We start from the raw sequence: 24,295 nt of genomic DNA on the forward strand, positions 1-24,295 counted from the left end.
CCGGCCGGGTAGAGTCATGGTCATGGCGGGAGACAGCGTGCGCGAGCGGGTCGTCGACGCGGCGGACCGGCTGTTCTACGGCCGGGGCATCACCAGCGTCGGCATGGACGCCGTGCGGGACGGCTCCGGGGTCTCGCTCAAGGCCATCTACAAGGAGTTCCCCTCCAAGGAGGACCTGGTGCTCGCCGTGCTCGGACGCCGGCACCAGATGTGGACCACCGGCGTCGAGGGAGCCGTCGAGCGCATCGACGACCCGCGCGAGCGCCTCCTCGCGATGTACGACCACCTGGCCGACTGGTTCGGCGACAGCGACTTCCGCGGGTGCGGCTTCATCAACGCCTTCGGCGAGCTCGGCGGGGCCAGCCCCCGCATCGCCGACGCGGTCCGCGAGCACAAGCGGTCCTTCCAGGCGTACGTCGACCGCCTCGTCGCCGACGCGGGGGCACCGACGGCCCTCGGTCCCCAGCTGGCCATCCTCGCCGAGGGTGCGCAGACGACCGCCGCGATCTCCGGAGTGCCGGACGCGGCCGGCGTCGCCCGTGCAGCGGCCCGGACCCTCATCGACGCCGCGATGTCGGACCAGAGCGCGGTCGGCCGGGCCTGAGGGCTGACCCGATCGTCGCGGACGCCCTGTCAGAGCAGGGTGTCTGACCCTCCGGCCACGAACCAGGCGAGCGCCGCGCAGTTGGCGACGACCGTCATCCAGAAGATCGTCCGGAACGGCTGCTTGACCGTCTTGTGGCGCAGGACCCGTCGGGCGACCAGCGCCCCCGGCCAGCCGCCCACCAGTCCCACCAGGTGGAGCGTGGACTCGGCCGTGCGCCACCTGCCCTGCCGGGCCGCGGACTTGTCGGCGGCGTACATCAGGAACGCGACTGCGCTGAGCAGGCCGTACGCCGCCAGCACCAGGAGCGGCAGCTCCTCCAGCGCGGCGAGACCGAGCAGCAGCAGGAAGAACAGCGTCGCGACGGTGACCGCCCCAGCAGTCCCGGTGACGGACGGGCGGGTTGGTGCGGCGCCTCGGTATCGCACCTCGGCGGCGCGTGCCCTGTCGTTCTCGTCGCGCACCTCGACGTAGGTCACCTCGCTGCCGTCGGCGGGCCGTCGACCATCGGGGAACGCACTCACGTGCACGAACACCCGGGATCCTCCGGCTGCCGGTGAGATGAAGCCGAAGCCCCGGTCGTCCTTCCAGTTGACCAGGGTGCCTTGCCGGCGTCCGCCGCGGTCGTCTGCAGGCATGTGGTCGAGTCCTCCGGTCGGGTGGCGGGCGTGGGGCGGTGGCGGTCAGGCGTGCCCGACGCCACGGACGAGCACGTGGTGCGCATTCTCGCGTGGGTCCGCCCGGCGCGTGGGTCGATCGCGGAAATGCTCGCCGCACCGCCGCCGCCTGCTAACGCGTGGCGGTGATCCCGCCGTCCACGGGGATGACGGCGCCGTGGATGTAGGCCGCCTCGTCGGAGACGAGCCACGCGACGGCGTGAGCGATCTCGTCCGGGGTGCCCGGTCGGCCGGCGGGGGTCTGGGCGGTCATCTGGGCGATCACGTCGCCGCTGTCGGCGTTGATGGGTGTCCGGGTGGCACCGGGCGCGACGGTGTTGACCCGCACGCCGCGCGGGCCGAACTCTGCTGCCCAGCTCCGGGCCAGTTGCGCCTCGGCGGCCTTGGTGGCGGAGTAGAAGCCGACGAAGGGGTGTCCCACCGAGGCCATCCAGGACCCGATGACGACGATCGCGCCCGTACCGCGCTCTGCCATCGCAGGAGCGAGCGCCGCCGTGAGCACCTGGGGCGCGCGGACGTTGACGGCCAGGGTCGCCTCGAGGTCGGCGTCAGTCAGGGTGACGGTGTCGACCGCGGGACAGACCGCGGCGTTGTGGATGAGGATGTCGACGCGACCGTCGAGGGCCGCGACCCACTGGGCGGCGAGCTCGCGCAGCGCGGCGGGCGGGGCAGTGAGGTCACCGGCGACGAAGGCAGCGGAGGCGCCGCTGCCCTCGATTCCGGTCACCACCTCGGCGCCGCGTCGGGCGTCGCGGCCGGTGACCACGACGCGAGCCCCGCGAGCAGCGAGCTGATGGGCGATGGCGGCGCCGATGCCGCTGGTGGAGCCGGTGACGACAGCGGTCCGGCCGGAGAGGGAGGTGGGGTGGGTCATGCGAGCAGTCCACCCGCCCGGCCGGTGCCGCACCAGTGCGAGCGGTGCCGGGGCACGGCATGACCACGTCCGGAGCGCGGTGGGTCCGTAGGCTCGCGATGTGCCTACCGATCGATCCGCGCTGGGGGCGTTCCTGCGCTCGCGTCGCGACCGACTGAGCCCCTCGCAGGCCGGCATCACGGCGTTCCCCGGCCCGCGGCGGGTCCCGGGCCTGCGCAAGGAGGAGCTGGCGCACCTGGCCGGCCTCAGCACCGATCACTACAGCCGTCTCGAGCAGGGTCGCCAGCACACCGTGTCCGACGACGTCGTCCGTGCGCTCAGTCGGGCGCTGCAGCTCGACGCGGTCGAGCGTGCCCACCTGCGAGACCTGGCCGCGCCGATGAACCGACCGGGCAACGTGTGGGAGGTGGCGCAGCGCCCCGATCCCGGTCTGCTGCGCGTGATGACCGCCATGGACCACGTCCCCGTGCTCCTCCTGGGCCGTCGCTCCGAGATCCTCGCGTGCAACGCACTCGTACGCGCGGTCCTCGGCCCCGAGATCGTGCCGGGGGCGGTCTTCATGCGCTGGCTCTTCCTCGACCACCGGTCCCGGCTGCGGATCGAGAACTGGACCGACTACGCGGCGGCCGCGGTCGGCGCGCTGCGGTACGAGAAGGGCCGCCACCCGTCGGACGGCCACCTCACGGCCCTGGTCTACGAGCTGCGCGCCGCCGACCCGGACGTCGCCCGGTGGTGGGACGACCACGGCGTCACCGACCGCACGTCCGTCGACAAGCGCATCGCTCACCCCGTGGTGGGTCCCCTGCGTTTCGGCATCGAGGCGCTCACCTCACCGCACGATCCCGAGCAGCGATTGGTGGTCTACACCGTCGAGCCCGACTCGCCGACCGCGCGGACGTTGCCAGCGCTGGCCTCGTGGGAGCTCAGCGACCTGGATCGACTGGAGTCACCGGCCATGCGCCATCCGCAGTGAGGTCGAGCTCGGCGCGGATTGCGAGGGATGGGGGGAGGCGGATTGACGCACCCATTGTGGTAGATCCGATTGAACCTGCACGCTCGGCGGCGTCTGAGCGGCGTCCCTCACGTCGCGCTGCTCGCTAATGGCGTGAACCTGTGCTCCCGCTCGCGTCGTGTTCGGCCATGCGCCCGAGTGTGGCGGGCAATTCTGACAGCGAAGCCGGGTACTCGATGTCCCCGACCGGAACCTGGGGTCCCGCCGTCCGGCAGCCGGACACCCTCGGCCTCTGTCCCGTCGTGGCAATCGACGGCGCCGGGCGTGCCGCCTACATGTACTGGCACCAGCGACGCCTTTCCATCCGGCGGAGCGACCCCGACGGACGGTGGCACGAGCCGTGCGTCCTCACCGACCGCGCCAGCGATCCGTTCGACTCCGACGAGGACTCCGGCGACGTCGCCGTCAACGGCCGCGGGCGACGCCGTCGTCGTGTACCGCATCACCGACGGCGCTCCCCAACTGTGGGCCCGTTACAAGCCCGCCGGACAGCCGTGGACCGAACCGATCGAAGTGAACGCCGGAGCCACCGGCCGGCAACGCGCCTTCCGCGTTGCCATCGGACCGAGCGGCGACGTCGCCATCGCCTGGGTGAGGCCCAAGTTCAAGCAGATAGACCTCGTCCGCATGGCCCCGGCACACTGAACCACGCCCGGGCAGCCGCCGTAGCAGACACGACTGCGGGCGCAAGCCGGTCGACTCGACGTGAAGTTCCCTGTCCATCCGGGACTGCAGCCCCGGGCACAGACAGCGCGGGAAGCGCACACTCGACCCATGAACACGAGGCCGCGCCACAACAGAGCGACGCGCTGGAACGCGCGATGAACGGTCGAACCCGTCTCGCCGCGCTCGCCCTTTCTCTGGCTGGACTCCTTGCCGCGCTGGGGGCCTGCAGCTCGAGCGAGCCGCCAGCTCGGACAGCTTCGACGGCGTTGGACAGTCCCGGCGCCGACACAGGTCTGGTTGAGCCGTTCGAGCCAGTCGACCTGTACGCCTCGACGTCCACCCAGGGCGTCGCGCCGTCCAGCGCTCCGCAGCCATCCGCTCCGTGCTCCACAGGTCGGCCCGGTGCGTGGACGCTCGAGAAGCCGACGACGGTCGCGGGTCGAATCAGTTCCGCGGAGTACCTGACACCGACGGACATCATCGTCACCCAGGACGGGACAGCGACCGTCGCCTACCAGGGTGCGGGCCACTTGGCGCGCACCGCGGACGACCCGCCCGCCGCCGACGACCCCATGGACCCATCAGGCGGCCGTGACGAGACGTGGCTGGAGCCGGGCGACGACCACCTGGCAGTCGACGGCAGCGGAACCCAGACGATGGTCGTCCAGGAGCCAGTGCGGTTCAACTCGAACACGTTCACGCAGTTCCACGACCTGGTCGTCGCCGACCGGCCCGCCGGGGGCAGCTGGTCGACCGCCCCGGTGACGGCGCAGGACAAGGAGATCACCGGACGGGTCGACGTGGCCGTCAACGCCTCAGGCGCGGCGGTCCTTGTGTGGTCCCAGAACACGCGCTATCGAGCCATCTACCGGACCGCCGCCGGTGCGCCGTGGAGCGGCCCACAGCGCATACCCGCAGCTCGCGCGTACGACTTCGACGTCGACATCGACGACGCAGGCCGCATCGTCCTCGCCTACGACCGCCCCTACGAGAATCCTCCGGGCGTCTACGCGATCCGACGCTCACGCGACGGCCGGTGGACACCCAGCAAACAGCTCAGCGGCCCGGACACCGAGCTGTTTGGCATGGCGTTGAACGCAGACGGGGTGGCCGTGGTCAGCCACGGACCGACTGACGACGGCACGCCCCTCGGCCGCGTGCACACGTCGCGGATGACCGCCGACGGCACCTGGCAGGCACCCGTCCGCCAACCTCACTCCCTCGGACTGCACGGCGTCAGCGTCGACGAGCGCGGGCGCGCGCTCATCGGGGGCTGGGACCGCGGCAGCCTGCGGGGTCGGTGGAGTCGCGCGGACGGCACCTGGCGCCAGCCGTTCAACATCGCAGCCGACGTTGACGACACCCGTCGGTGGGGTCTCGACCCGCACGTGACGGCGAACGGGCGCGGCGACGCGCTCGCCGCATGGGGCACCAAGACGGGTGCCGGCGACCTGGGCCTGTGGGCGCGGTTCGCAGCGGCCGGGGGCGACTGGACCAAGCCGCAGCGCGTCACACCGACGACCCATCAGCCCACGCGGTTCGACGCCGCCATCGGCGACTGCGGACACGCCGCCTTCGCCTGGACCTCCGGCAAGCCGCACCAGCTGCACATCCGGCGAGCCACACCGTCCGGCAACACCGGCAGGCCGGGGCAGGTGACGGGACGATGAGGCGGAGGCGGACACAGGTCCCTCACGCCGCTCTCAACGCGCACTGGCCCTTCTCGGACGTTCTACGCGTGGGCACTCTGAGGAAGGGTGGACACCCACCCCGGGCAGTCGGGAGGGGCATGCGAGGGGTCAGGTCCTTCGTCGTCGTGGTGGCTCTGGCCACCTTGGTCGCGGGGTGCAACAGCGACGAACGCCGACCGCGCAGTGAGCCGGGCTCTCAGGACCCCACCAGCGAGAGCCTATCCACCGAGGCGCCATCCGCTGAGACCCCATCCGTCGAGGCAGCGTCGCCGGCCACAAAAGGGCCCATCTCGCAGGCGAGACGAGCGAAGCTCAACGGGTTCCTGGACAAGGCGCAGTTCCTTGACCGCATCGGCCCACAGTTCGAGCTGGACGACGTGGAGTACACCTCGCCCACCGACGCCGTGGCCGGTTTCACCGACCAGCGCGGAGCCTACTCGGGCACGGTCATCGCCACCACGAACGACAACTGGGCGCACGCGTCACGGCTCCACGTCAGCAGCGCCCTCGCTGACCTCGTCTCCCACACCCCACTCGGCGATGGAGCGGTGGCCGTCAAGGCTCGACGCCAGTTCCCCCGCAAGAACTACCCGGGGTTCGTCCTGTACCCGAACGGCAGGACCAAGCCCCTGCGGGTCTTGAACCCGCAGGAACGCGGCCGGGGAGACGTGTTCCTCGACCTCGACCGTTGGGACAGCATCCTGTTCGACCTGGGCAGGGTCGACACGCGGCGGCTGTGGGCAGCCGACGTCAGCGGCGCGGAGGTCTACCCGGTCGAAGGCACACGGTTCGGTGACGTGTGGCAGCACGTACCTGGCCGCAGGGGCGCCATCTTGAGTGTCCAAGGGTTCGAGCGGCGCGGACAGCAATGGCGTTTCGAGTCCAGCACCGACCGCGGCCACACCTGGTCCACCACCATGGCTGACCTACCAGCGGGCAGGTCAGCCGGCGGCCCCGACTTCAACGGCAACATTTCGGGCATCGCCGTCGGGCCCGGGCACCTGCAGGCAACCGTATCGACGACCTCGTTGGAGGACGCACCGTCGTACGTGAACGCGCTATGGCAGACCGAAGATGAGAAGCGGTTCCGTCAGGTCCCGCTGCCGTGGGACCGACCGTTCTTCGGCGGCGTCGCGTATGCCGCGGATGGCGCACTGCTGTTCGCCCAGGTCACGGGACCCGACACTTACTGCCAGAAGTCGCTCTGCACGCGACCCGGCACGATCTGGCGCTTCCCCCGGGGGAGCACCACGCCCGAGCTCCTGGCTGGTGCGCCAGCCTTGTTCGGCGCCTTCTGGTCGGTGGGGATCTACACATCCGGCGGTGTCATCGTCGCGCGCACTGGGATGCGAACGATCGCCATCTCCCACGACGGCTACCACTGGACCCCGGTCACCCCCGGTTAGGGTCCAACCTGCGCTCCCTAGAGGGTTACGCTGCTCGGATGGACCTCGGTCACGTGTCCTTGAGCGACGGCCGCCGCGTCGACACCTACGTCGGCGGCGACCCGGACGGGCCGCCGTCCTCCTCCAGCACGGAATGCCGCAATGCCGGATGGTGGCCGCCCACTTGGAGGACGGCGCTTGCGAGGCCGGGGTGCTCGCGCTCAGCCGGCCCAGGTTCGGCCGGTCCTCATGGTCGGAACCCAGTCTCGCGTCCCGTAGCCGCGACGCCCTCGAAGTCGCCGCCGCCCTTGGCGTGGACACGTTCGCCGTCCTCGGCATCTCGTTCGGCGGCCCGTTCGCGGCCGCGACGGCGGCTGCCGACCCCGAGCGGGTCACCGCTCCCGGCAACTGTGTCGGGATAGGTCCTTGGCGCGTCCTCGACGCCGACGCCCCCGACCTCGCCGCAGAGCTCGACATCCTCGCCCTCGACGACCAAGGCCGCACCGACGAGGACGCTGCGGCATACCCCGAGCTGATGGCGGGCGCATTCGACGACATGCTGCCAAGGAGTCCAATGAGGAGCTGATGGTCGCGTTCGACGCGATGGTGTCGCCGGACGGGAAACGAGACGTCGACTGGGACGCGTTCCCGCCTCCATGGCGCAAGCGGTTCGCCCGCGACGTCCGTGAGGCGCTCACGACCTACGACGGCATGGCCCACGACAACGTCGCGGTCGACCGGGACTGGGACATCCACCTGACGACCATCCGCCAGCCGACCTACCTCTGGTACGGCGCCGACGACGACCTGCTGCCCATCGAGCACGGCCGCTGGTGGAAGGAGCAACTCCCGCACGCGCAGCTGACCATCCGGCCCGGGACCGGCCACGGCGGCGCCTACTTCATCCACAGCGCCGAGATGCTCCGCACGCTGACAGATTCAGCCTGACACCCACGTCCGGCCCGGCGCCACACGCTAGGCCCCCCTCGAACTCCACCTCGCGCCTACCTGCGGCAGCAGCCGGGTCCAGCCAGCCACCCGACGGTCTCCAGCACCGCCACGCCAACCGACCCGCGTGGGGAAGTCGGCCCGCGCGTCAACAGCGGCGAAATGGGCTACGTCAGGGCGTCACCGATCCGCGCAGCGGTCTCGGTTTGTCGGTTTCCGACTCCTAGCGACAACACGCCGCCTACGGTTCGGACATGGCTCAAATGCTCAAGGAAGCTCAGGGCGCCGGCGTCACCACTGTTCGTCGTGGCGAGTTCTACGACCCGTATGGCGGGATGCGAGGCATGGGCTACCTACCGCAAGAGCTTGGGCTGGATCCGGATGAATGCGCGGATTTTGAGCCACCAGAGCCGACACGTGTGGGTACCGCCGACGTTGCATTCGAAGAGATTGAGGCACTGATGGATGCCGGGACCCTGTTCCACGTGTCTGCGGGTGGCTCCAGTTGCTATTTCCTCGGTGACACCATGCAACTGTCGGTGCAGGAGCCGGTGAGAGTCTGCGGGAATCACACGACAGATGTCTGGATCTATCAGGGGCGCGTGTACACAAGCACAGACCGTGCCTTGAATAGCGACGACGTTCTCGCGCTGGTCAACGAGTCGGCGAACCGGCGGCGATTGAGGTTGGCGAAGGCACGTGCGGCTAGCGCGTTGGTCCAAGGCGGGGACTTGCGGAAGACCAGGCCGTCGATTCCAAGTGAAGTGAAGATCGCCGTGTGGCAGCGAGATGGTGGCCAGTGCGTCGAGTGTGGCTCGAACGAAGCGCTGGAGTTCGACCACATCATCCCGTTCTCGATGGGGGGCTCCAGCACGATGCGCAACTTGCAACTTCTGTGCGAGCCCTGCAATGGACGCAAGGGCGCGACGCTCGGTTAAAGCAGCGTCTTCGTGCCACACATCTTCGGAGACAACGAGGACTCGCGCCGCCGCGTGAACCGCACTAGCTTGCTCAATTCGCGCAGCCGTGTTGGCTGTCAACGACCTGGCACTCTGGGTCAGTTTCGTGTTGCTACGAATCTCGAAGCCGCAGCATCGCTTGCCGCGGCGGTACAACTACACATGCCTCTGCTGACGCCTCCTTGATATGCGTCGCGCTCGCGGCGGTAAGACCACAAGGCCTCGTGAGGAGATTGCGCTCGTCTCCTGACCTCTATCGGGAAGCTTGTGCTGCGAACTTCCCGCGCACCTGGCTCGCGGACGTGACGATTCAGCGTGGATCGCTCGACGAGCGTTGATGCGCCCAGTCGTATGTTCCCGCTGGGGTTTTGCAACTCGCCGACAACGATTCCGTTGATGCATAGCATGCTGCCGTGCCATACACCGCCCGCTGGGATCGCATCTCCGACACTGGTCCCCGGCAATTGCGCTTTCTCATCGATCAAGCACTTGGGATGCTCGCCGAAGACCTCCTCGAGAGGCTCGAACCGACGCTGCGAGAATTGGGCGGCGACGACTGGCCGCGGACGTTGGCAGAGCAGGTTGCCATGCCAAACCGGCGGGCGCACGAACTGTCCACCAAGGACGTGACGGCCTACGCCGACCTTCTCCGATCCCAAGCTCAAGGCTGGGAACCTAGTAGGACGAAGTTGCGTGGGGCACTAACGCGGGGGCGCCCTTATCGAGTCGTCGACCAGCTAATACGAGGCGTGGTCGACGTTCGCAACTCGTGGGCTCACCGAAGGGCCGTACTCGACGTTGATGCCGCGCGCACACATATCGCTGCCATCGTGCGGTGCGCGAGCGAACTTGGTCTCGCCCGATTACCCGACTACCGAGCCCTTCAAGCTCACTTGTTGGAGGTAGCTGCCGGTCGACGCGAAGCGCCGCCGACCAACGACCAGATCGAGGCGATGGCCGTACAGATCGAGGCGCAGGGCCGTGAACTACACGTCTTGCGTGAGGGGCAAGAGCGGCGCGACGCCGAGGTTGAGGCGCTGGCCTCCAGGGCGGCGAACGCCGAAGACGAGGCACGGCGGGCAAGGCAGGCCGAGTCTGAGGTGCGCAAGCAGCAGGCCGAACTGGAGCGGACTACTCGCTCGGCCGACAAGGCGGCGGTCGTACAGGCGCAGCAGCAACTCGATCGGCTGGCAATCGAACGTGCCGCGCTCGAGGCTCAGCGCCGCGCCGCTGAGAACGAGGCGACGCAGATCGCGCAGGAGCGCGCAACGCTGGAGGCCGCGCGTGCAGAAGTGGCTCTGCGGGAGGCCGAACTCGACGCGAAGGATCGCGACCTTCAGGTCAGGATCGTGGAAGCCCAGTCCACCGTCACTCAGGATGAGCTTCTGGAGCGGCTGCGTGGGATCGTAGCTCGCACGCACGACTTCGCGGATCGGCCGCAGCCGGCGGCTGACGAAGAATTGCCAGCGCCCGGTGAGCATTGGCCGTACCAGCGTGGTTCGGAAGTGTGGACCTTGTCGAAGCAGCGTCGCCTGTTCTTTCGAGTGGATGACGACACGACCTTGGCCGACCTGGTGGGCATCAAACGGGCCGAGGAGCTTGTGACCTCGTTTCTTGCGATCCGGCCGACGGGAGGTCGCGCTTGGGTTGACGTGGACGGCGACGCCGCCACATACGTCGACAGTCGACTCGTGTACCTGGGGCGTCTTGAGCAGGCCGCGACTAGCGATGAGCCTGCGCTAGGCGATCCAGTCGACGCTGCCACCGGACGCCGTTACACCGTTCGTCTGGGGTTGATCAAGGACAGTAGTGGTACCACGCTCGCCTCGGTGCGAGGAGCGCAAGCCTCTAAGAAGGTGATCGAACGCCTATTGCATGTTCGTCCTAAAGGAGGCGTATACCGCGTGAATCGAGAGGGGCGCGCAAGCACCTACTTGGAAGGGCGCTGGGTTTACGCAGGTACGGTTCGTGCGGCTGAATGGTTCCCAGGGCACGTGCGATAGCGACGAGACCGACCGCTCGTTCCGATCGACCCCGCCTGTCCTGTCCGCAGGCCCACCCGTCGGATAGGCAACACGCGGCGGAATGGGCTACGTCGGTTGACACCAACTGATGCAACGAACTTGACCGGCGCGGTGGTGGGACGTGACTGGGAAGGAGAAGGTCGATCGTGGAAGGCGAATCCCCGCAGCTAGTCCCGGTCTTCCTCAGCCTCTTCTCGAAGCACGACGCTGAGTCGTGACCTGAGTGAATCGACGACGCCGTTACACCAGTGACTCACGCCCTCAGAGTCGGCATGGGCATGGCGCCACCCCTCGATAAGGGTTAGCTGATCGTAGATCCGCGAGGACTCGTTTCCCCACCACGTCCCGCTGACGAATTCGCCGTAAAGCGAAGACTCGATGCGGCGATCCTCTGCGAACGTCGAGAGTAGATAGACCGCGACTTCGTTCATCTCCGCACCTGAGCCGACGGTCGATACGGAGGCAACGGCTCGCGCGCGATCCAGGTTGTCTCCGATCCAGTTGCGGACTTGGTCCAGTTCGATGAGCCCTCCGAACCAGCCATCAACGCCCATCGTCAGCTTCCAGTTGCCGGCTTGAATGGCGCTCATCACGAGCTCCCAAGCGTTGCGGCCGCCGGCTTGGACGGCGACCTTGAGGACCTCACCCTCGTCCGCGGCGTACAAACGCAGGACGTCCTGGTCCACGAGATCCAGTACGAGCTGCGTAGTCGCGACCGGGTGTCGGCGACCTGCACGGGTGGCGAGCTGCCCCCAGGCCCACGTCTGGGTGCCCAGCGACGGAAAGTAAGCACGCAAAGCGAGCAGTGGCACCCAGATGTCTTGAAGTTCGGAGTCATCTCGGTCGTCATGCAGGGAGAGGCTGACGAAGTCCAGGAGCGCGTTGTAGTCCTCCTGCGAACCAACTCGTGGGACGAGGTCGCCGAGTCGGTCTGCAAGCTCGGCCGGTGGCATTTCCCGCCATACGGCAAATGACATCTGGACGACTTCAGCGACGGGTCGTTCGGTTGACAGCGACTCTGCCCTCTGTCGAGCGACGTCGGTTGCAGGTCCACGTGCGGTCAGGGCAAGTCGCACACCAGACGGCAGTGCTTGGCCGGCGTGTCCGTCGAGGAAGTCGTCGAACGCCGTCTCCACGCCGGCCTCGACGCGTCCCCACAGGTATCCCACGAGGGCAGCGCTTCGATCGGCTCGTGCGAGGAGTGCGAGCCGCTCCTCGACCGCGGTGGATCCGCCGCTGAGCTGGGACAGCCCTTTGCCGAGGTCAAACTCTGCCGGAACTTCGACTTCTGCCTCCAGGATGTCGAGGATCGCAGCGGCAGGGTCATCGAGCTGAGACGCGATGTCCAGGAGACGCTCCTTAGTCGCTGTGCTGTCGATGTCCCAGCGGCGCAGTCGTGACAACACGCGGAGGTCTTCCAGCGGTGTCGCTTGAGGCAGGGCCCGCCTCATCGCATCCAGGCCGTCGCGGCGGGCGGAGGTGTCGACATCTTGGTCACCGTCGCTTAGGTGATGATGCTGCCCGACACGTTCAAAGAGACCACTGAGATTCTCGAGCTCGACCCGGGTGCGCTCGAGCGCCGATCCGCCGAGAGCGGAGATGATGGCTGTGAGGTGCTCGCGCAGCGGCTCGTGCTCGAGGATCGGGTGGATGGTGGACACCAGTTTGTCGATCGCGGAGGCAGCGACGTCGGGATCGCTGTCCGCAGCAAGAACAGCAAGATGATCGAGCGCCGTTGAGCGGTACTGACTCACCTCCTCCCATGTCTCGGGTTGTCCCCGTCCTTCGACGAGGAAGCCGCGCTGGAGCTCGCCGGACAGCATGATCGTCTCTCGGATGCTCAAGGCTTGGGCGCTCGCGCGGACGGCGAGCAGGCGAACCCTCGGATCGGTGTTGACTACAGCGCGACCGAGGTAGCCAAGGCGCTGCAGCGGTTTGGCCGCCGTCGCTGGAAGCATCAGCCCGAACAGTTCCACCCAGTTGCCGGTCGCGTTGTTCGACCACGTCTCGTTCTCAGCCAAAGCCAGGCGGAGAAGCGAATCGGCGGCCTCCTCGAACGTGTACGTGTGCCACACCAACTTATCGAGCGTCCAAACCAGTCCACGGCGAATCGAGGTTCGGCCGCGAAGCTCGTCCTCATCGGCCTCTGCGAGCATGCCCGCGATCATGCGGCTGACCTCGCGCGGCGCAACCATCGCCAGCTCGGTAAGAAGATCGGATGAGCCGGTGCGCTCGATCTCCTCGAGGGAGGCGAACGGGCCGTCGTTGTTAAGTAGGCGCACGACGGCCGAGCGCGTAGGGCCAAACTCACCAATGTCTGCGGCTCGTCGAAACAATCGGGCACTCATGCTTGGGCTGAGTCGGGGAAGGAGATCCCGAACGATCCGATCGCTGTACTCGCTCCAGGCGGCTGAAGCCAGGTAGACCGCCATTGGGTGCGGCGTGACGGCGCGATAGCGTCCGTGGCTGCTCAGCAAACCTGCCTCGGTCAGGCTGCGAGCCGCCGCACGCAGGTCAGTCGGGCTGAAGCCGAAGACCTCCGCAAGCAACTCCAACTCGCCGGCGAGCTCTCCTTCATAGCCAATCCTGGAGAGCAGCGCCAGGACGCTACAGGCTAAAAAATCTGATCCCGTGGGCAGCGACTGGCTCACGAACTGTGCAATCGCTTCGGGTGTCACCAGGTCAGCGGTGCGGACCTCAGGATTTCTGGCGACGTGCTGAGCGACGTACAGGGCATATCCGATGTTCCCCTCGGCAATCTCGACGATGAATCGACGAACCTCTGCCCGAAGGCTGGGCTGGTTACGCTCGATCAGGGAGTCCATCGCCTCGGCATCAAACGGGGCCAACGCGAACACCGGAGCGATCAGCCCGCCCTGTGAGTCAGGTTCACCGATGGTGATCAGCCGAAGGCGGCTACCTGCTGGGATGACCTCGGCCAAAGACTTGTGCAGGTCGCGTGAACATTCATCGAGCACGACAATGCCGCTTCGATGCTGGGATAGCAGGTGAGTGAGAACTCCGCGGGGGCTGTCGTCCGCCTTTAGGTACACGATGAGCGACTCCAAGCCGGACCCTCGAAAGGTCTCCAGGGCCAACCGTGTCTTGCCCAGGCCGCTGACCCCAGTGAGGCGAAGATCGATCGCCTCCCCACCGGAGACCAGAGCGCGAATGGCATCTTGAACCTCAGTGCGTCCGACGGACTCCACGAATGCCGCGGTGTGCCTATTCGAGGCCGCCCAGGTCTCGAAGGTCATCGTTCCGTGCGCGAGGCCGCCCAGGACTGGCCAGACGGCGAGTGCCGGAAAGGACTCGGTCCAGGAGGCAAGTGAGTCGGCGTGGAGAATTTGGATCGACTCGTCATCGATCTCGAGCTCGAGTGTCTTTGCTTCCTCGATAAGTGCTGCACGGCGCTTCGTGAGCTTGGCAGCCGTCAAAGACGCGCCGAGCACCAGGCGATAGTGGCCGCCACGTCGCAGGATCTCTTGCGCAAAGGTGGCACCGCGAAGCTCGGATCTACACTGGGCCGGCCTCAAGTCGCCTGCCTTGAACTGCCAGGCACTCTCTCCGGCTGGGATCCACTTGGTCGTCACCTCAGACACCAGGGCGGCGTCTACGCCCTCGTCGCTCACGTTGTCGCGATACGTCTCCTGAAGCGATGGTCCTGCCAGGCCAGCCGCCTCGACCTCGGCGGACAAGAGTCGGTTGACGAATGCGGTGAAGGCGCTGCCCAGGAGAGTGACGCGTTCGGCCGAGACAGTGAACGGTCCGAAATCGTGGGTGGCCACTACGAGCCGTCCGGTCTCGCATAGGTCCGGTTCGACTCCGCGAAGCCTCGACGCGCACCGTCCAACATGGATCTTCACTTTCCTGCGCCGTCTGCGGAGAGCCGGACAATCCCACCCTGTGGGAGCACGACGTTAGCAAGGTCCCCAGCGTTGGCGGTCAAGAATGAGCGGCAGAGCGGCAAAACTCTATGGTTCGCGATCACGCCCGTAGCGGGCCCGCGATATCGGATGCACAGCATGCGTGGCTGGGCGACGATGGGGATATGTTCGAAGTCGATGCGTGCAACCTTCCGATTGGTCTCCTTGGGCGTCACCCCGAGGAGTTCTACGGTGCGATGGGTCGGATCGTCTGCATCTGTGCAGTGCTCGAGGACAAGGTCGCCTCGCTCCGTCACGCCCTTGTACGCGTCCAGCAGGGGCGCTTCACTCACGAGCCGACCAGCGCTCAGATCAAGACCAGCCGCCGTCTCTCACGGGACCTACCGGATCCAGCTCCGTCCTTGATTGGCGCGTTCCTCGGCAGGGCCCAAGTCGCCTTCGACAGACGAAACGAGCTCGTGCACAGCTCATTCCCGGCTCAGGCATCGGGGCGGATCTGGGGACACCGAGCTGCCCGCGAGAAGTCGGTAACCGACGGCTCGACCGACACGGTCGTGACGAGTGTCGAGGAGATGGGAGCGTTCATACGAGAGCTCGCCACGCTCGTGTGGGACTTCAACCACGTGTACGCGTGGAGTGCTTCGACACCCGCGCCTTGATTCGGCAACTGTTCTTCAGGTAACGGTGCTGCTGCTCGGTGTAGGAGGACGCTGATGAATAATCCGACTCCCAAAGCGGGCTCCGAGGCCGAAATCGGGAAGCTCCTCGCTGCTGCACGGGAGTGCATCGCGGAGTGGGAGAATTTGGCGTTCCCGCTGAGCGTCTCGGCCACCCACGAAGTGCGGTTCCGTGTGGGATTTCCACTCTCGTCACATGCGCTGAACCAGGTCGCGGTCGCGCTGGAGATGCGAGATCGGTTCCCGCTCGTGGCAGCGAGCTGTGCGCGAATCGCCCTTGAACATGCGCTTGCCGCCCAGTGGGTGCTCTTGACCCGTGGCGGTCCGGAGACGCTGGTCAAGCACATGGAAGCGAGCTATCTCACCAGAACGAGAGCCTTCGAGGGTGCAATCCGAGAGGATCCTGCGCTGACCCAGTTCGTTGAGGAGGCGGACCTCGCTGCCTTCTCGGCCGTGGCCGCTCGCGAACCAGCGCCCGGGCAGGAACGTAGCTGGAGGATGGAGCAGATCTTTCGTCGATTTGCCGATACCGACTTGTTCTACGACATGTACCGCGAACTCAGCGGGGCCGTGCACCCGTCGTACGAGACACTGGAGACGCACCTGGACCTGACGGCCGATGGTGCACCACGCCGTCTGAGCAAGTCCGGCTCCGCCGTCTCGTCTCACACCTGTGCTCAAGCGGCGGCGATGGCTGCGGTACTGGCTTTGGACTTCGTTGAACGATGTCGAAAGCCCCCACCAGATCCGTCACCAGTCGCGGCGACCGCCAACAGATATGGACTCCCTTACGACATGTCATTCAGCGACCAGAAGCCGCACCTACAGCCCTAACGCAGCGACGTGGAATGTCCTGGGTCTGCGGGCAGATGGGTGGGGTGGGCTAAGCGGGGGGACAGGTCCAACCCGATGGCCGTGTGCTTTTCGCCGCTCGTTCAGCGGTTCTCGACAGTGGCCTTGCTCTTCCATCCGCCGAGTGCCGTTCGGATGTGGAAGGGGACTGCGTGGTCGTTTCTCCGCAACCGCACGCACGTCATTCTGGGCGAAAGGGGCGACGCGCGTGCCCGAGCGGCTCGGGCAACGGAACACGATCGTCACCCGAGGCCGAGCACCCGCTCGACCATCGGATTGCGGAACGTCCCCGAAGGATCCACCCGCTCCACCAACGCCCGGAAGTCCGCGAGGCGCGGGTGATTCGCAGGGTCGAGACGGTCGTACACCTTCCCCCAGTGCGGCCGGGCGGCGTACGGGTCGAGCGCGTCTTCAACGCGTCGAACCATGGCGAGCACGGCCTCGGGCTCGCGCTTCCAGGTGAAGTGCAGCGCGACGGTCTCCCGGCCCTGGGCCGGTGAGAGCCACAGGTCGTCGGCGCGGATGGCGCGGATCTCGGTCACGATGAGCAGGTCGGCCAGCTCGCCGCTGGTCGTGGCGGCGAGGTCGGTGACCGCACGCAGCGCGCCCACCGCCGACTCGGCGGGGACGAACCACTCCGACTGGATCTCCGCGCCGAAGCTGGGCTGCCGGTCGCCGCGGAAGTGGGGCAGCCGCTCCGACCACGGTCCGGGGGTGCCGCGCACCGTGATGTGGTCGCCCGCCCCGAGGGTGAGCGACGCGGTGTCGGCCGGGACGGCCTCGATCCCGCCGGTCCAGTCGGCGGGCCCGCGGTCGTCGGTCAAGCGGGTCTTCGCGAGCACCTCGGTCGGGTCCTCGTCGTTCCACCGCCCGAAGACGCTGACGCTGTAGGCCGACCCGAGCACCTCGTCGATCCGCTCGACCACCTCGCTCCAGCGCAGGTGGGCGTAGAGGTCCTGGCGCACGTCGTACGTCGGCTCGACATCGAGGTCGAGCGACACGACGGCGCCGACGGCGCCGAGCGCGACGACGGAGCCGTCGAAGTCCGGCTCACCACGCGAGATCGTGCGCAGCTCGCCGTCCGGGCCGATCAGCTCGAGGCGGCTGACGCCGGCACCGAGGATGCGGTTGGTCGCGCCCGACCCGTGCGTGCCGGTCGAGGTGGCGCCGGCCACCGAGATGTGGGGGAGCGAGCCCATGTTGGCGAGCGCCCAGCCGTGGGACTGCAGGTGGGCCGCGACGTCGTTGTACGGCGTACCGCCGGCGACGCGGACCATCCCGCGCTCGAGGTCCAGCACGGGCTCGGCGGCAAGGCCCGTCAGGTCGAGCAGCGTGCCCTCGGTGTCGCACAGGGCGTTGAAGGAGTGGCGGGTCCCGAGCAGGCGCACCTTGCTCGAGGCGCGGATGACCTCCTGCGCCTCCTCGAGCGAGCCCGCACGGACGTAGCGCCCGGCCGTGTAGGTGTGGTTGCCTGCCCAGTTCGTCCCGGGACCGGTGGAGCCGTCTCCGCCGGTCGGGGCGCTCGGGTCGTGCTGCGGTCCGGGCATGCGGCCTCCTCGTCGGTCCCTTGGAAACTACAGCGCGCCCCGGCGTGCGACGGGGTACAGGGCGGTCCCGCCCGCTCGTCGACCACTGTGGAGGAACCCTGTGAGCCCTGGCCCGGACGTCTCGTCGCTGCGACGCAGGCTCGAGCTCGGACGATTGGTGATCGGCTCGCTCGTCGAGCTCGGCATCAAGGCGTACGGCGCGGGCGCGGCGCTGAGCGTCGTCGTGAGCGACGCCGAGACCGTCGGCGGCAAGGGTCAGGACGCGCTCGCCGCGGTGCCCAACCTCGTGGACCGCTATCGCGCGGCGGAGTACGTCGTGGAGCACCGGCAGGAGATCCAGGCCGCCCTCGACTACGTCAACGAGAACACGCCCCCTCAGGCGGAGCTCGAGGACGCGGCCGCCCGGAGCTCAGAGACGCTGCGCGACATCGAGACGACGTCCGACGAGGTCGATGCGGCGCTCGGGTCCTTCGACGGCATCAGCCCGTTCAACGCCTTCGACAGGAGTCAGGACGCGCTCGGTCACGTCCGTGCGGCGTGGGGGTCGAAGCCCGACATCGAGTCCCTCCGCGACCTGGCCGACCGGGCGGAGCAGGTCAGTCCCTACGTGGACCAGGTGGAGGTGCTGGTGCCGGTCTACTACGGGGGCCTGTTCGCCGTCGTGGACAACTTCGCGAGCGACGAGATCGCCAGCACGCTGTTCGTCATGGCGGCCGCTCTGGGGGTCGCCTTCGTCCTCGGCCAGGCGGTCGGCTTCTGGGTCCGGCGAGGTCGGCCCGGGCTGATCGCCCGCACCCTGCAACGGTGGGGCGCGCAGACCTTCCCCCGCTGGTACGTCCGCAACCTGCCGTACGCCCTGAGCCCGCCGTTGTACGCCGCCGCGCGCGAGCGCATGCAGCGCGACATCGTGGCGGACCCGCGGGAGGCGCTCGACCCGGAGACGCTGCGGGAGCTCGGGCAGTGGTTCGCCGACAGGCCCAAGGACGACGCCACGCGTTGATCGGCGCGGTCTGTCGGTGTGCCGGTGCATGCTGGCCGGCATGGCGAGATTCGAGGACGAGGACCTGACCGACGCCGAGTTCCGCGAGTGCGACCTCACGGGGGCGCGCCTCGTCGGGGTGGTGATGCAGGACGCCGTCATCGACGGGCTGGTCACCAACCTGGTGGTCAACGGCATCGAGGTGACGTCGTACGTCGAGGCCGAGCTCGACCGACGCAACCCCGTGCGGACGCTGATGCGGTCGGACGACCCCGCTGACCTGCGGGAGGCGGGCCGGCAGCTGCGGGCCGGCTGGGCGGCGACGGTCGCGCGGCTGCGCGGCATGGACGAGGGGATGGAGCACCAGGGCGTCGGCGGGGAGTGGTCGGCGGTGGAGACGCTGCGGCACCTGGTGTTCGTCCACGACTCGTGGTTCCGGCGCTGCTGCCTCGGGTCGACGCAACCGTTCACCGCCATCGGGTTGGCGACGGACTTCGTGCCGGACCAGGAGGAGCAGGGCCTGGACCCGGCGGCCGCGCCCGACCTCGACGAGGTGCTGGTCGTGCGCGAGGAGCAGGCCGCCGAGCTGGAGCGGTGGCTGGCGGTCGTGACGGCCGAGGACCTGTCGGCGCCCGCGCCGGTGCCGGAGGGCCCGGGGTGGCCGCCCTACGCGGCCGGGAGGACGGTGCTCCAGTGCCTGCACGTGGTGCTCAACGAGGAGTGGGCGCACCACGGGTTCTGCGTGCGCGACCTCGACCTGCTGCAGGGATCACCCCTGACGGGCTGACGTCTGGGCGAGGTCGTCGACGCGGATCCGGTCGACCAGCAGCACCGCCGGTAGCTCCGGCTCGTCAGCTGCGTGCCCCGGCCAGTCACCCCCGATGGCCAGGTTGATGAGGAGGAAGAACTCGTGGTCGAAGGGCCACGGACCGAGCACGTCCGACGGGGTCAGCCGGTGCTGCTCCCGGTCGTCGAGGAGCCAGGTGATCCCGGACTCGTCCCAGGCGACGGCGTAGTCGTGGAAGTCGTCGGACAGGTCCGTGCCCGCGTCGATCGCTCGGCCGACGCCCCCGGCGAGGCCGCTGTAGCCGGGGCCGTGGAGCGTCCCGTGCGCACGCCGGGGGTCCGCGCCGACGTGCTCCATGACGTCGATCTCCCCGCACGCGGGCCAGCCGACGTCGTCGATGTCGGTGCCCAGCATCCAGAAGGCCGGCCAGGTGGCCCGGCCGCCCGGCACCTTGATGCGTGCCTCGACCCGGCCGAACCTCGTGGCGAAGCCGTCCCGTGTCGTGAGGCGCGCCGAGGTGATCGTGCCGTCCAGCTCGCGTCGCGCCGTGATCCGGAGGTGCCCGGCGCCGTCGAGCGCGACGTTGGCCGGGGCGTCCGTGTAGACCTGCTGCTGCCCGTCGCCCCAGCCCCCGCCGCCCAGGTTGTGGGACCACACCCGCGGGTCCGGCGGCTGTCCCTCCAGTCCGTCGAACTCCTGCAGCCACATGCGGCCCAGTATGGAGACCGCCCGGCTCGGGTCGGGCGGTTCCGCGACCGGCTCCACCGACGCCCCGGGCGAGGCGCGAGGATGGTCCCGTGACGACAGACAGTGTCTTCGGACAGGTGCCCGACGGGCGCGACGTACGACTCCTGACGATCGGCTCCGAGCCCGGTCCGGTGGTGGAGGTGCTGACGCTCGGCGCCACCGTCCACCGGCTCACGGTGGCGTGCGGCGACGGCGAGCGGCGCAACGTCGTCCTCGGCCACGCCGACGTGGCGGAGCGGTTGGCGAGCAGCGACTACGTCGGCGGGACCATCGGGCGCTACGCCAACCGCATCGCCGCGGGGCGCTTCGTCCTCGACGGCCGCGAGGTGCGGGTCGGCACCCACGACCGCGGCCACAGCCTCCACGGTGGCCCCGACGGGTTCGACGCCCGGCTGTGGGACGTGGTGTCGCACACCGCCGACGAGGTGGTGCTGACGATGACCAGCCCGGACGGCGACCAGGGCTTCCCCGGGACCGTGACGGCGACCGCGTCCTACCGCGTCGACGGCGACACCGTGGTGGTGACGATGGAGGCGACGACCGACGCCACCACCGTGGTCAACCTGACCAACCACGCCTACTTCCACCTCGACGGCGAGGGTGCCGGCACGATCGACCACCACGAGCTGCTGGTCGAGGCCGACGAGTTCACGCCGGTCGACGCCACCGGGATCCCGACCGGCGGGCACGCCCCCGTCGCCGGCACGCCCTTCGACCTGCGCGAGCCGACGGTCCTGGGGCCGGTGCTCCGCACCGAGCATCCCCAGCTCCTCGACGCCCGGGGCATCGACCACAACTACGTCCTGCGCGGCGAAGGGCTCCGGCGGGCCGCGGTGCTCACCTCGCCGCGGACGCGGACGACCCTCGAGGTGTGGAGCGACCAGCCCGGTCTGCAGGTCTACACCGGCAACTTCCTCGAGGGCACGCGCCGCTCGACCAGCGGCGCGCTCTACCGCCAGGGCGACGGCATCGCGCTCGAGCCGCAGCTCTTCCCCGACTCGCCGAACCGTCCCGAGTGGCCGACGGCGACGCTCGAGCCCGGGCAGCACTACCGCTCGATGCTGGAGTGGCGCTTCGGCGGCTGACCCGGCTGACCCGGCTGACCCGGCTGACACCCGCTGACCCCCGCTGACCCCGCGCTCCGACGCGACGTCGCACACACCGCGCCAGTGGTGGATCTGCTGTTGCGCTGTGGTGGCCGGCGCGTGCTCGACGCCTCCCTAGGATCCGGGCATGCCTCACGTTCTGGTGGTCGAGGACGACGAGGACGTCGCCGTCCCGCTGGCGAGCCTGCTCACGACCGCGGGCTTCGACGCGACGGTCGTCGGGCGCGGCCGTGACGCCATCGCCCACGTCGGTGACACCGACACCGACATGGTGATCCTCGACCTGATGCTCCCCGACATGGACGGCATCGAGGTCTGCGGCGTGCTGCGCGACGGCGGCTTCGACGGCGGCCTGATCATGGTGACCGCCCGCGGCGGGGAGGGCGACGTCGTCGCCGGGCTCGACGCCGGCGCGGACGACTACCTCGCCAAGCCCTGCTCGGTCGCCGAGCTGCAGTCGCGCGTGCGCTCCGTGCTGCGGCGGATCCACCGCTCGTACGACGAGCCGGCCGCGGACGCGCCACCCGCGCGGGCGCTCGAGGTCGCTGAGCACCAGATCACCTTCGCCGGCCGCGAGATCGTCAATGCCGGGCGGGAGTACGACGTCCTCGCGCTGCTGGTCGCCCACCACGGCCGGGTCGTGACGCGCGCCGCGCTGATGGACGAGGTCTGGGGCAGCGACTGGCCGGGCTCACCGATGGTGCTCCCCACCGCGATCGGCCGGATCCGGGAGCGGCTCGGCGCTGCCGGGGCGCCGGACCGCGTCGAGAACGTCCGGGGCATCGGCTACCGGTTGTCGGCCGACTGAGCGGTCCCGCCCTCAGCGTCTCGGAGATGAGTTCCACGCCGACGACCGCGCGCCCCAGCCGCGCAACGGACGCCAGCGGCAGCCGTAGCCCGTCGTCCTCCGTCCTCGCAGGGCTTGTCCGACCGGCGCGGGTAGGACAGGTTGACACCATGTCGCTCGAGCTGCGCGGGTCCGCCGAGCACCTCGAGCTCTGCCTGGAGCTGGCCGAGCAGGCGCTGGACCGGGGGGACTTCCCCTTCGGGTCGGTCCTCGTGGACCCCGCCGGCACGGTCCTGCGTACGGCGCTCAACGCCGAGGTCACGCGCGCGGACCCCACGGCCCACCCCGAGCTGGAGCTCGCCCAGTGGGCCGCCGCCCACGTCGCGGAGGACCGGCGCGGTTCGTGCCTCGTCTACACCTCCGGCGAGCACTGCCCGATGTGCGCCGCCGCCCACGCGTGGGTCGGCCTCGGCCCGATCGTCCACGCCGCGTCGTCCGACCAGCTGGCGCGGTGGCGTACGGCCTGGGGTCTCCCCGCCTCGCCCGTCGCCGTCCTGCCGATCAGGACCGTCGCCCCCGGCATCGAGGTACACGGACCGGTGGCGCCGTACGACGAGCGCGTCCGCGAGCTGCACCGGCGCCGGCTCGGCGCCTGAGCCGGTGCCGGCGCCCGACTTCGACGCTGCGGTCGCGAGCCATCGTGCCGAGCTCGAGGTGCACTGCTACCGGATGCTGGGCTCGGCGCACGACGCGGAAGACGCCGTGCAGGAGGCGCTGGTGCGCGCCTGGTCGGCCTTCGACCGGCTGGAGCCGGGCAGCAACGTGCGGGCCTGGCTCTACCGGATCGCCACGAACCGCTGCCTGACGATGATCGAGCGACGCCGGCGCCGCGAGCTGCCGGTGGACCTGTCGCCGGGCTCGGCCCTCGACGAGGTCGCCTGGCTCGAGCCCCACCCGGCGACCGCCGGCCTGGGCCCGGTCGGCCCGGAGGCGACCTACGAGGCGGCGGAGTCCGTGCAGCTCGCCTTCGTCGCGCTCCTGCAGCACCTGCCGGGACGGCAGCGGGCGGCGCTGCTCCTGCGCGACGTCCTCGGCTTCCCCGCGGCGGAGGCCGCCGCCGTCCTCGGCACGAGCGTGCCGGCGCTCACCAGCGCGCTGCAGCGGGCGCGGGTCGCGGTCGCCGACAGGCTGCCCCCGCCGGACGGGCCCGAGGACGAGGTGGCCCGGGTGGCGAGCCGCTACGCCCGGGCGTGGGAGGCGGGGGACGTCGAGGCGATCGTGGGGCTGCTCGACGCGGACGCCGACTACTCCATGCCACCCGAGCCCCAGTGGTTCCGGGGTCGTGACGCCATCCGCGGATTCCTGCTCGAGGGACCGCTCCGCGAGCGGTGGCGCTTCGTCGGCACCCGCGCCAACGAGCAGGTCGCCTTCGGCACCTACATGTGGGACGCGTCGCGCGGCACCTTCGCCGCGATGGCCCTCGACCTGCTCCGGGTCCGGGGCGGCCTGGTGACCGAGGTCGTCTCCTTCCTGACGCCCGAGGTGTTCGGGCGGTTCGGGCTCCCGGACGAGGTCTCCGGGGACACGCGCGGGGACCTCGCCGCGGATCTCGTCGGCGACGGCCGATGAGATCGGGCGTCCGGCCAGGTTGTAGGAGGAGAGAACCCCGTCGAAGGAGCCGACCGATGACCGACCACGAGCAGATCCGCGCCCTCGTCCAGCGCTGGGCCGAGGCCGTGCACCGCGGCGACCTGGACACCGTCCTGGCCGACCACGCCGACGACATCGTGATGTTCGACGTGCCGCCGCCCCACGACGGCGTCCGCGGCATCGACGCCTACCGCGAGACCTGGCCGCCGTTCTTCGAGTGGCAGGCCTCCGGAGCGGTGTTCGAGGTCGTCGACCTCGACGTGACCGCCGGCGACGGCGTCGCGTACGCCCACGCGCTGCTGCTGTGCGCCACGCCCGAGCAGCTCGCCGAGAAGCCGGACGTACGCCTGCGCCTGACGCTCGGCCTGCGCCGCGAGGCGGAGCGGTGGGTGGTCGCGCACGAGCACCACTCGTTCGCCGTCTCCTGAGCAGTCGC

General features: G+C 69.1%; 23 protein-coding genes. 18 read left to right on the forward strand and 5 right to left on the reverse strand.

Annotated elements, in window-relative coordinates; all coding sequences use genetic code 11:
* Positions 1-22 precede the first annotated feature (22 nt).
* Entirely contained in the window at positions 23-604 is a 582-nt protein-coding gene (locus HN031_RS09200) for a TetR/AcrR family transcriptional regulator (RefSeq protein WP_172269207.1), read from the forward strand.
* A 29-nt stretch (positions 605-633) separates the two neighbouring features.
* On the opposite strand, the gene HN031_RS09205 is transcribed toward HN031_RS09200, so the two are convergent.
* Positions 634-1,242 carry a cold shock and DUF1294 domain-containing protein gene (locus HN031_RS09205; RefSeq protein WP_172269210.1) on the reverse strand — a complete coding sequence of 203 codons (609 nt, stop codon included), beginning with the start codon at positions 1,240-1,242 and terminating at the stop codon, positions 634-636.
* 151 nt (positions 1,243-1,393) lie between these two features.
* Positions 1,394-2,155 (reverse strand): SDR family NAD(P)-dependent oxidoreductase, encoded by a 762-nt coding sequence (locus HN031_RS09210; RefSeq protein ID WP_172269214.1) that lies wholly within the window; start codon positions 2,153-2,155, stop codon positions 1,394-1,396.
* A gap of 100 nt (positions 2,156-2,255) precedes the next feature.
* Between HN031_RS09210 and HN031_RS09215 the strand changes: the two genes are divergently transcribed.
* The 8 genes from HN031_RS09215 to HN031_RS09250 all read left to right on the forward strand — a co-directional run bounded on the left by HN031_RS09215 (position 2,256) and on the right by HN031_RS09250 (position 10,819).
* On the forward strand, positions 2,256-3,128 hold the full coding sequence (locus HN031_RS09215; RefSeq protein ID WP_172269217.1) for a helix-turn-helix transcriptional regulator: 873 nt from the start codon (positions 2,256-2,258) through the stop codon (positions 3,126-3,128).
* A gap of 471 nt (positions 3,129-3,599) precedes the next feature.
* The gene (locus tag HN031_RS09220) at positions 3,600-3,812 is read left to right on the forward strand and encodes a hypothetical protein (RefSeq protein ID WP_172269220.1); all 213 of its coding nucleotides are present in this window, start codon (positions 3,600-3,602) and stop codon (positions 3,810-3,812) included.
* Positions 3,813-3,988: 176 nt separating this feature from the next.
* A complete protein-coding gene (locus HN031_RS09225) occupies positions 3,989-5,503 on the forward strand; it encodes a hypothetical protein (RefSeq protein ID WP_172269223.1) in 1,515 nt (504 codons plus the stop codon).
* A 149-nt stretch (positions 5,504-5,652) separates the two neighbouring features.
* Positions 5,653-6,930 carry a hypothetical protein gene (locus HN031_RS09230; protein ID WP_172269226.1) on the forward strand — a complete coding sequence of 426 codons (1,278 nt, stop codon included), beginning with the start codon at positions 5,653-5,655 and terminating at the stop codon, positions 6,928-6,930.
* Complete coding sequence (locus HN031_RS09235; protein ID WP_367650711.1) at positions 6,848-7,495, forward strand: alpha/beta fold hydrolase; 648 nt, start codon at positions 6,848-6,850, stop codon at positions 7,493-7,495. Before HN031_RS09230 ends, HN031_RS09235 begins: the two co-directional genes overlap by 83 nt.
* Positions 7,495-7,857, forward strand: coding sequence for an alpha/beta fold hydrolase (locus HN031_RS09240; RefSeq protein ID WP_172269232.1), 363 nt, complete (start codon positions 7,495-7,497; stop codon positions 7,855-7,857). The genes HN031_RS09235 and HN031_RS09240 overlap by 1 nt, the downstream gene beginning before the upstream one ends.
* Before the next feature lie 254 nt (positions 7,858-8,111).
* Positions 8,112-8,795, forward strand: coding sequence for an HNH endonuclease (locus HN031_RS09245; RefSeq protein WP_216652094.1), 684 nt, complete (start codon positions 8,112-8,114; stop codon positions 8,793-8,795).
* 434 nt (positions 8,796-9,229) lie between these two features.
* On the forward strand, positions 9,230-10,819 hold the full coding sequence (locus tag HN031_RS09250; protein WP_172269235.1) for a hypothetical protein: 1,590 nt from the start codon (positions 9,230-9,232) through the stop codon (positions 10,817-10,819).
* A gap of 188 nt (positions 10,820-11,007) precedes the next feature.
* On the opposite strand, the gene HN031_RS09255 is transcribed toward HN031_RS09250, so the two are convergent.
* Positions 11,008-14,628 carry a hypothetical protein gene (locus HN031_RS09255; RefSeq protein ID WP_172269238.1) on the reverse strand — a complete coding sequence of 1,207 codons (3,621 nt, stop codon included), beginning with the start codon at positions 14,626-14,628 and terminating at the stop codon, positions 11,008-11,010.
* 263 nt (positions 14,629-14,891) lie between these two features.
* Here HN031_RS09255 and HN031_RS09260 point away from each other — a divergent pair, with 263 nt between their 5' ends.
* Both HN031_RS09260 and HN031_RS09265 read left to right on the forward strand, forming a co-directional pair.
* Positions 14,892-15,386, forward strand: a complete 495-nt coding sequence (locus HN031_RS09260; protein WP_172269241.1) for a hypothetical protein — start codon at positions 14,892-14,894, stop codon at positions 15,384-15,386.
* A 54-nt stretch (positions 15,387-15,440) separates the two neighbouring features.
* Entirely contained in the window at positions 15,441-16,238 is a 798-nt protein-coding gene (locus HN031_RS09265) for a DUF5677 domain-containing protein (RefSeq protein ID WP_172269244.1), read from the forward strand.
* 260 nt (positions 16,239-16,498) lie between these two features.
* Here HN031_RS09265 and HN031_RS09270 read toward each other — a convergent pair whose 3' ends face one another.
* On the reverse strand, positions 16,499-17,803 hold the full coding sequence (locus tag HN031_RS09270) for a D-arabinono-1,4-lactone oxidase (protein WP_172269247.1): 1,305 nt from the start codon (positions 17,801-17,803) through the stop codon (positions 16,499-16,501).
* A gap of 100 nt (positions 17,804-17,903) precedes the next feature.
* Between HN031_RS09270 and HN031_RS09275 the strand changes: the two genes are divergently transcribed.
* Positions 17,904-18,803 (forward strand): hypothetical protein, encoded by a 900-nt coding sequence (locus tag HN031_RS09275; RefSeq protein WP_172269250.1) that lies wholly within the window; start codon positions 17,904-17,906, stop codon positions 18,801-18,803.
* A 40-nt stretch (positions 18,804-18,843) separates the two neighbouring features.
* On the forward strand, positions 18,844-19,569 hold the full coding sequence (locus HN031_RS09280; protein WP_172269253.1) for a DinB family protein: 726 nt from the start codon (positions 18,844-18,846) through the stop codon (positions 19,567-19,569).
* Here the strand turns inward: HN031_RS09280 and HN031_RS09285 are convergent.
* A complete protein-coding gene (locus tag HN031_RS09285) occupies positions 19,552-20,277 on the reverse strand; it encodes a family 16 glycosylhydrolase (RefSeq protein WP_172269256.1) in 726 nt (241 codons plus the stop codon). The genes HN031_RS09280 and HN031_RS09285 overlap by 18 nt on opposite strands.
* 89 nt (positions 20,278-20,366) lie before the next feature.
* On the opposite strand from HN031_RS09285, the gene HN031_RS09290 reads away from it, so the two are divergent.
* The 5 genes from HN031_RS09290 to HN031_RS09310 all read left to right on the forward strand — a co-directional run bounded on the left by HN031_RS09290 (position 20,367) and on the right by HN031_RS09310 (position 24,287).
* A complete protein-coding gene (locus HN031_RS09290) occupies positions 20,367-21,401 on the forward strand; it encodes an aldose epimerase family protein (RefSeq protein ID WP_172269259.1) in 1,035 nt (344 codons plus the stop codon).
* Between the two features lie 148 nt (positions 21,402-21,549).
* A complete protein-coding gene (locus HN031_RS09295) occupies positions 21,550-22,230 on the forward strand; it encodes a response regulator transcription factor (RefSeq protein ID WP_172269262.1) in 681 nt (226 codons plus the stop codon).
* Positions 22,231-22,379: 149 nt separating this feature from the next.
* On the forward strand, positions 22,380-22,865 hold the full coding sequence (locus HN031_RS09300) for a nucleoside deaminase (RefSeq protein ID WP_172269265.1): 486 nt from the start codon (positions 22,380-22,382) through the stop codon (positions 22,863-22,865).
* A gap of 4 nt (positions 22,866-22,869) precedes the next feature.
* A complete protein-coding gene (locus tag HN031_RS09305) occupies positions 22,870-23,838 on the forward strand; it encodes an RNA polymerase subunit sigma-70 (RefSeq protein WP_172269268.1) in 969 nt (322 codons plus the stop codon).
* Between the two features lie 56 nt (positions 23,839-23,894).
* Entirely contained in the window at positions 23,895-24,287 is a 393-nt protein-coding gene (locus tag HN031_RS09310) for an SgcJ/EcaC family oxidoreductase (protein ID WP_172269271.1), read from the forward strand.
* The last annotated feature ends 8 nt before the right edge of the window (positions 24,288-24,295 follow it).

The sequence above is a fragment of the Nocardioides sp. zg-1308 genome (assembly GCF_013155375.1).
Lineage (GTDB): Bacteria > Actinomycetota > Actinomycetes > Propionibacteriales > Nocardioidaceae > Nocardioides > Nocardioides renjunii.

Coding starts and splice junctions, on each gene's coding strand:
- HN031_RS09285 (WP_172269256.1), bottom strand. CDS start 20,277: ATGTGGCTGCAGGAGTTCGACGGACTGGAGGGACAGCCGCCGGACCCG.
- HN031_RS09260 (WP_172269241.1), top strand. CDS start 14,892: ATGTTCGAAGTCGATGCGTGCAACCTTCCGATTGGTCTCCTTGGGCGT.
- HN031_RS09270 (WP_172269247.1), bottom strand. CDS start 17,803: ATGCCCGGACCGCAGCACGACCCGAGCGCCCCGACCGGCGGAGACGGC.
- HN031_RS09205 (WP_172269210.1), bottom strand. CDS start 1,242: ATGCCTGCAGACGACCGCGGCGGACGCCGGCAAGGCACCCTGGTCAAC.
- HN031_RS09300 (WP_172269265.1), top strand. CDS start 22,380: ATGTCGCTCGAGCTGCGCGGGTCCGCCGAGCACCTCGAGCTCTGCCTG.
- HN031_RS09295 (WP_172269262.1), top strand. CDS start 21,550: ATGCCTCACGTTCTGGTGGTCGAGGACGACGAGGACGTCGCCGTCCCG.
- HN031_RS09265 (WP_172269244.1), top strand. CDS start 15,441: ATGAATAATCCGACTCCCAAAGCGGGCTCCGAGGCCGAAATCGGGAAG.
- HN031_RS09210 (WP_172269214.1), bottom strand. CDS start 2,155: ATGACCCACCCCACCTCCCTCTCCGGCCGGACCGCTGTCGTCACCGGC.
- HN031_RS09310 (WP_172269271.1), top strand. CDS start 23,895: ATGACCGACCACGAGCAGATCCGCGCCCTCGTCCAGCGCTGGGCCGAG.
- HN031_RS09225 (WP_172269223.1), top strand. CDS start 3,989: ATGAACGGTCGAACCCGTCTCGCCGCGCTCGCCCTTTCTCTGGCTGGA.
- HN031_RS09200 (WP_172269207.1), top strand. CDS start 23: ATGGCGGGAGACAGCGTGCGCGAGCGGGTCGTCGACGCGGCGGACCGG.
- HN031_RS09245 (WP_216652094.1), top strand. CDS start 8,112: ATGGCTCAAATGCTCAAGGAAGCTCAGGGCGCCGGCGTCACCACTGTT.
- HN031_RS09280 (WP_172269253.1), top strand. CDS start 18,844: ATGGCGAGATTCGAGGACGAGGACCTGACCGACGCCGAGTTCCGCGAG.
- HN031_RS09240 (WP_172269232.1), top strand. CDS start 7,495: ATGGTCGCGTTCGACGCGATGGTGTCGCCGGACGGGAAACGAGACGTC.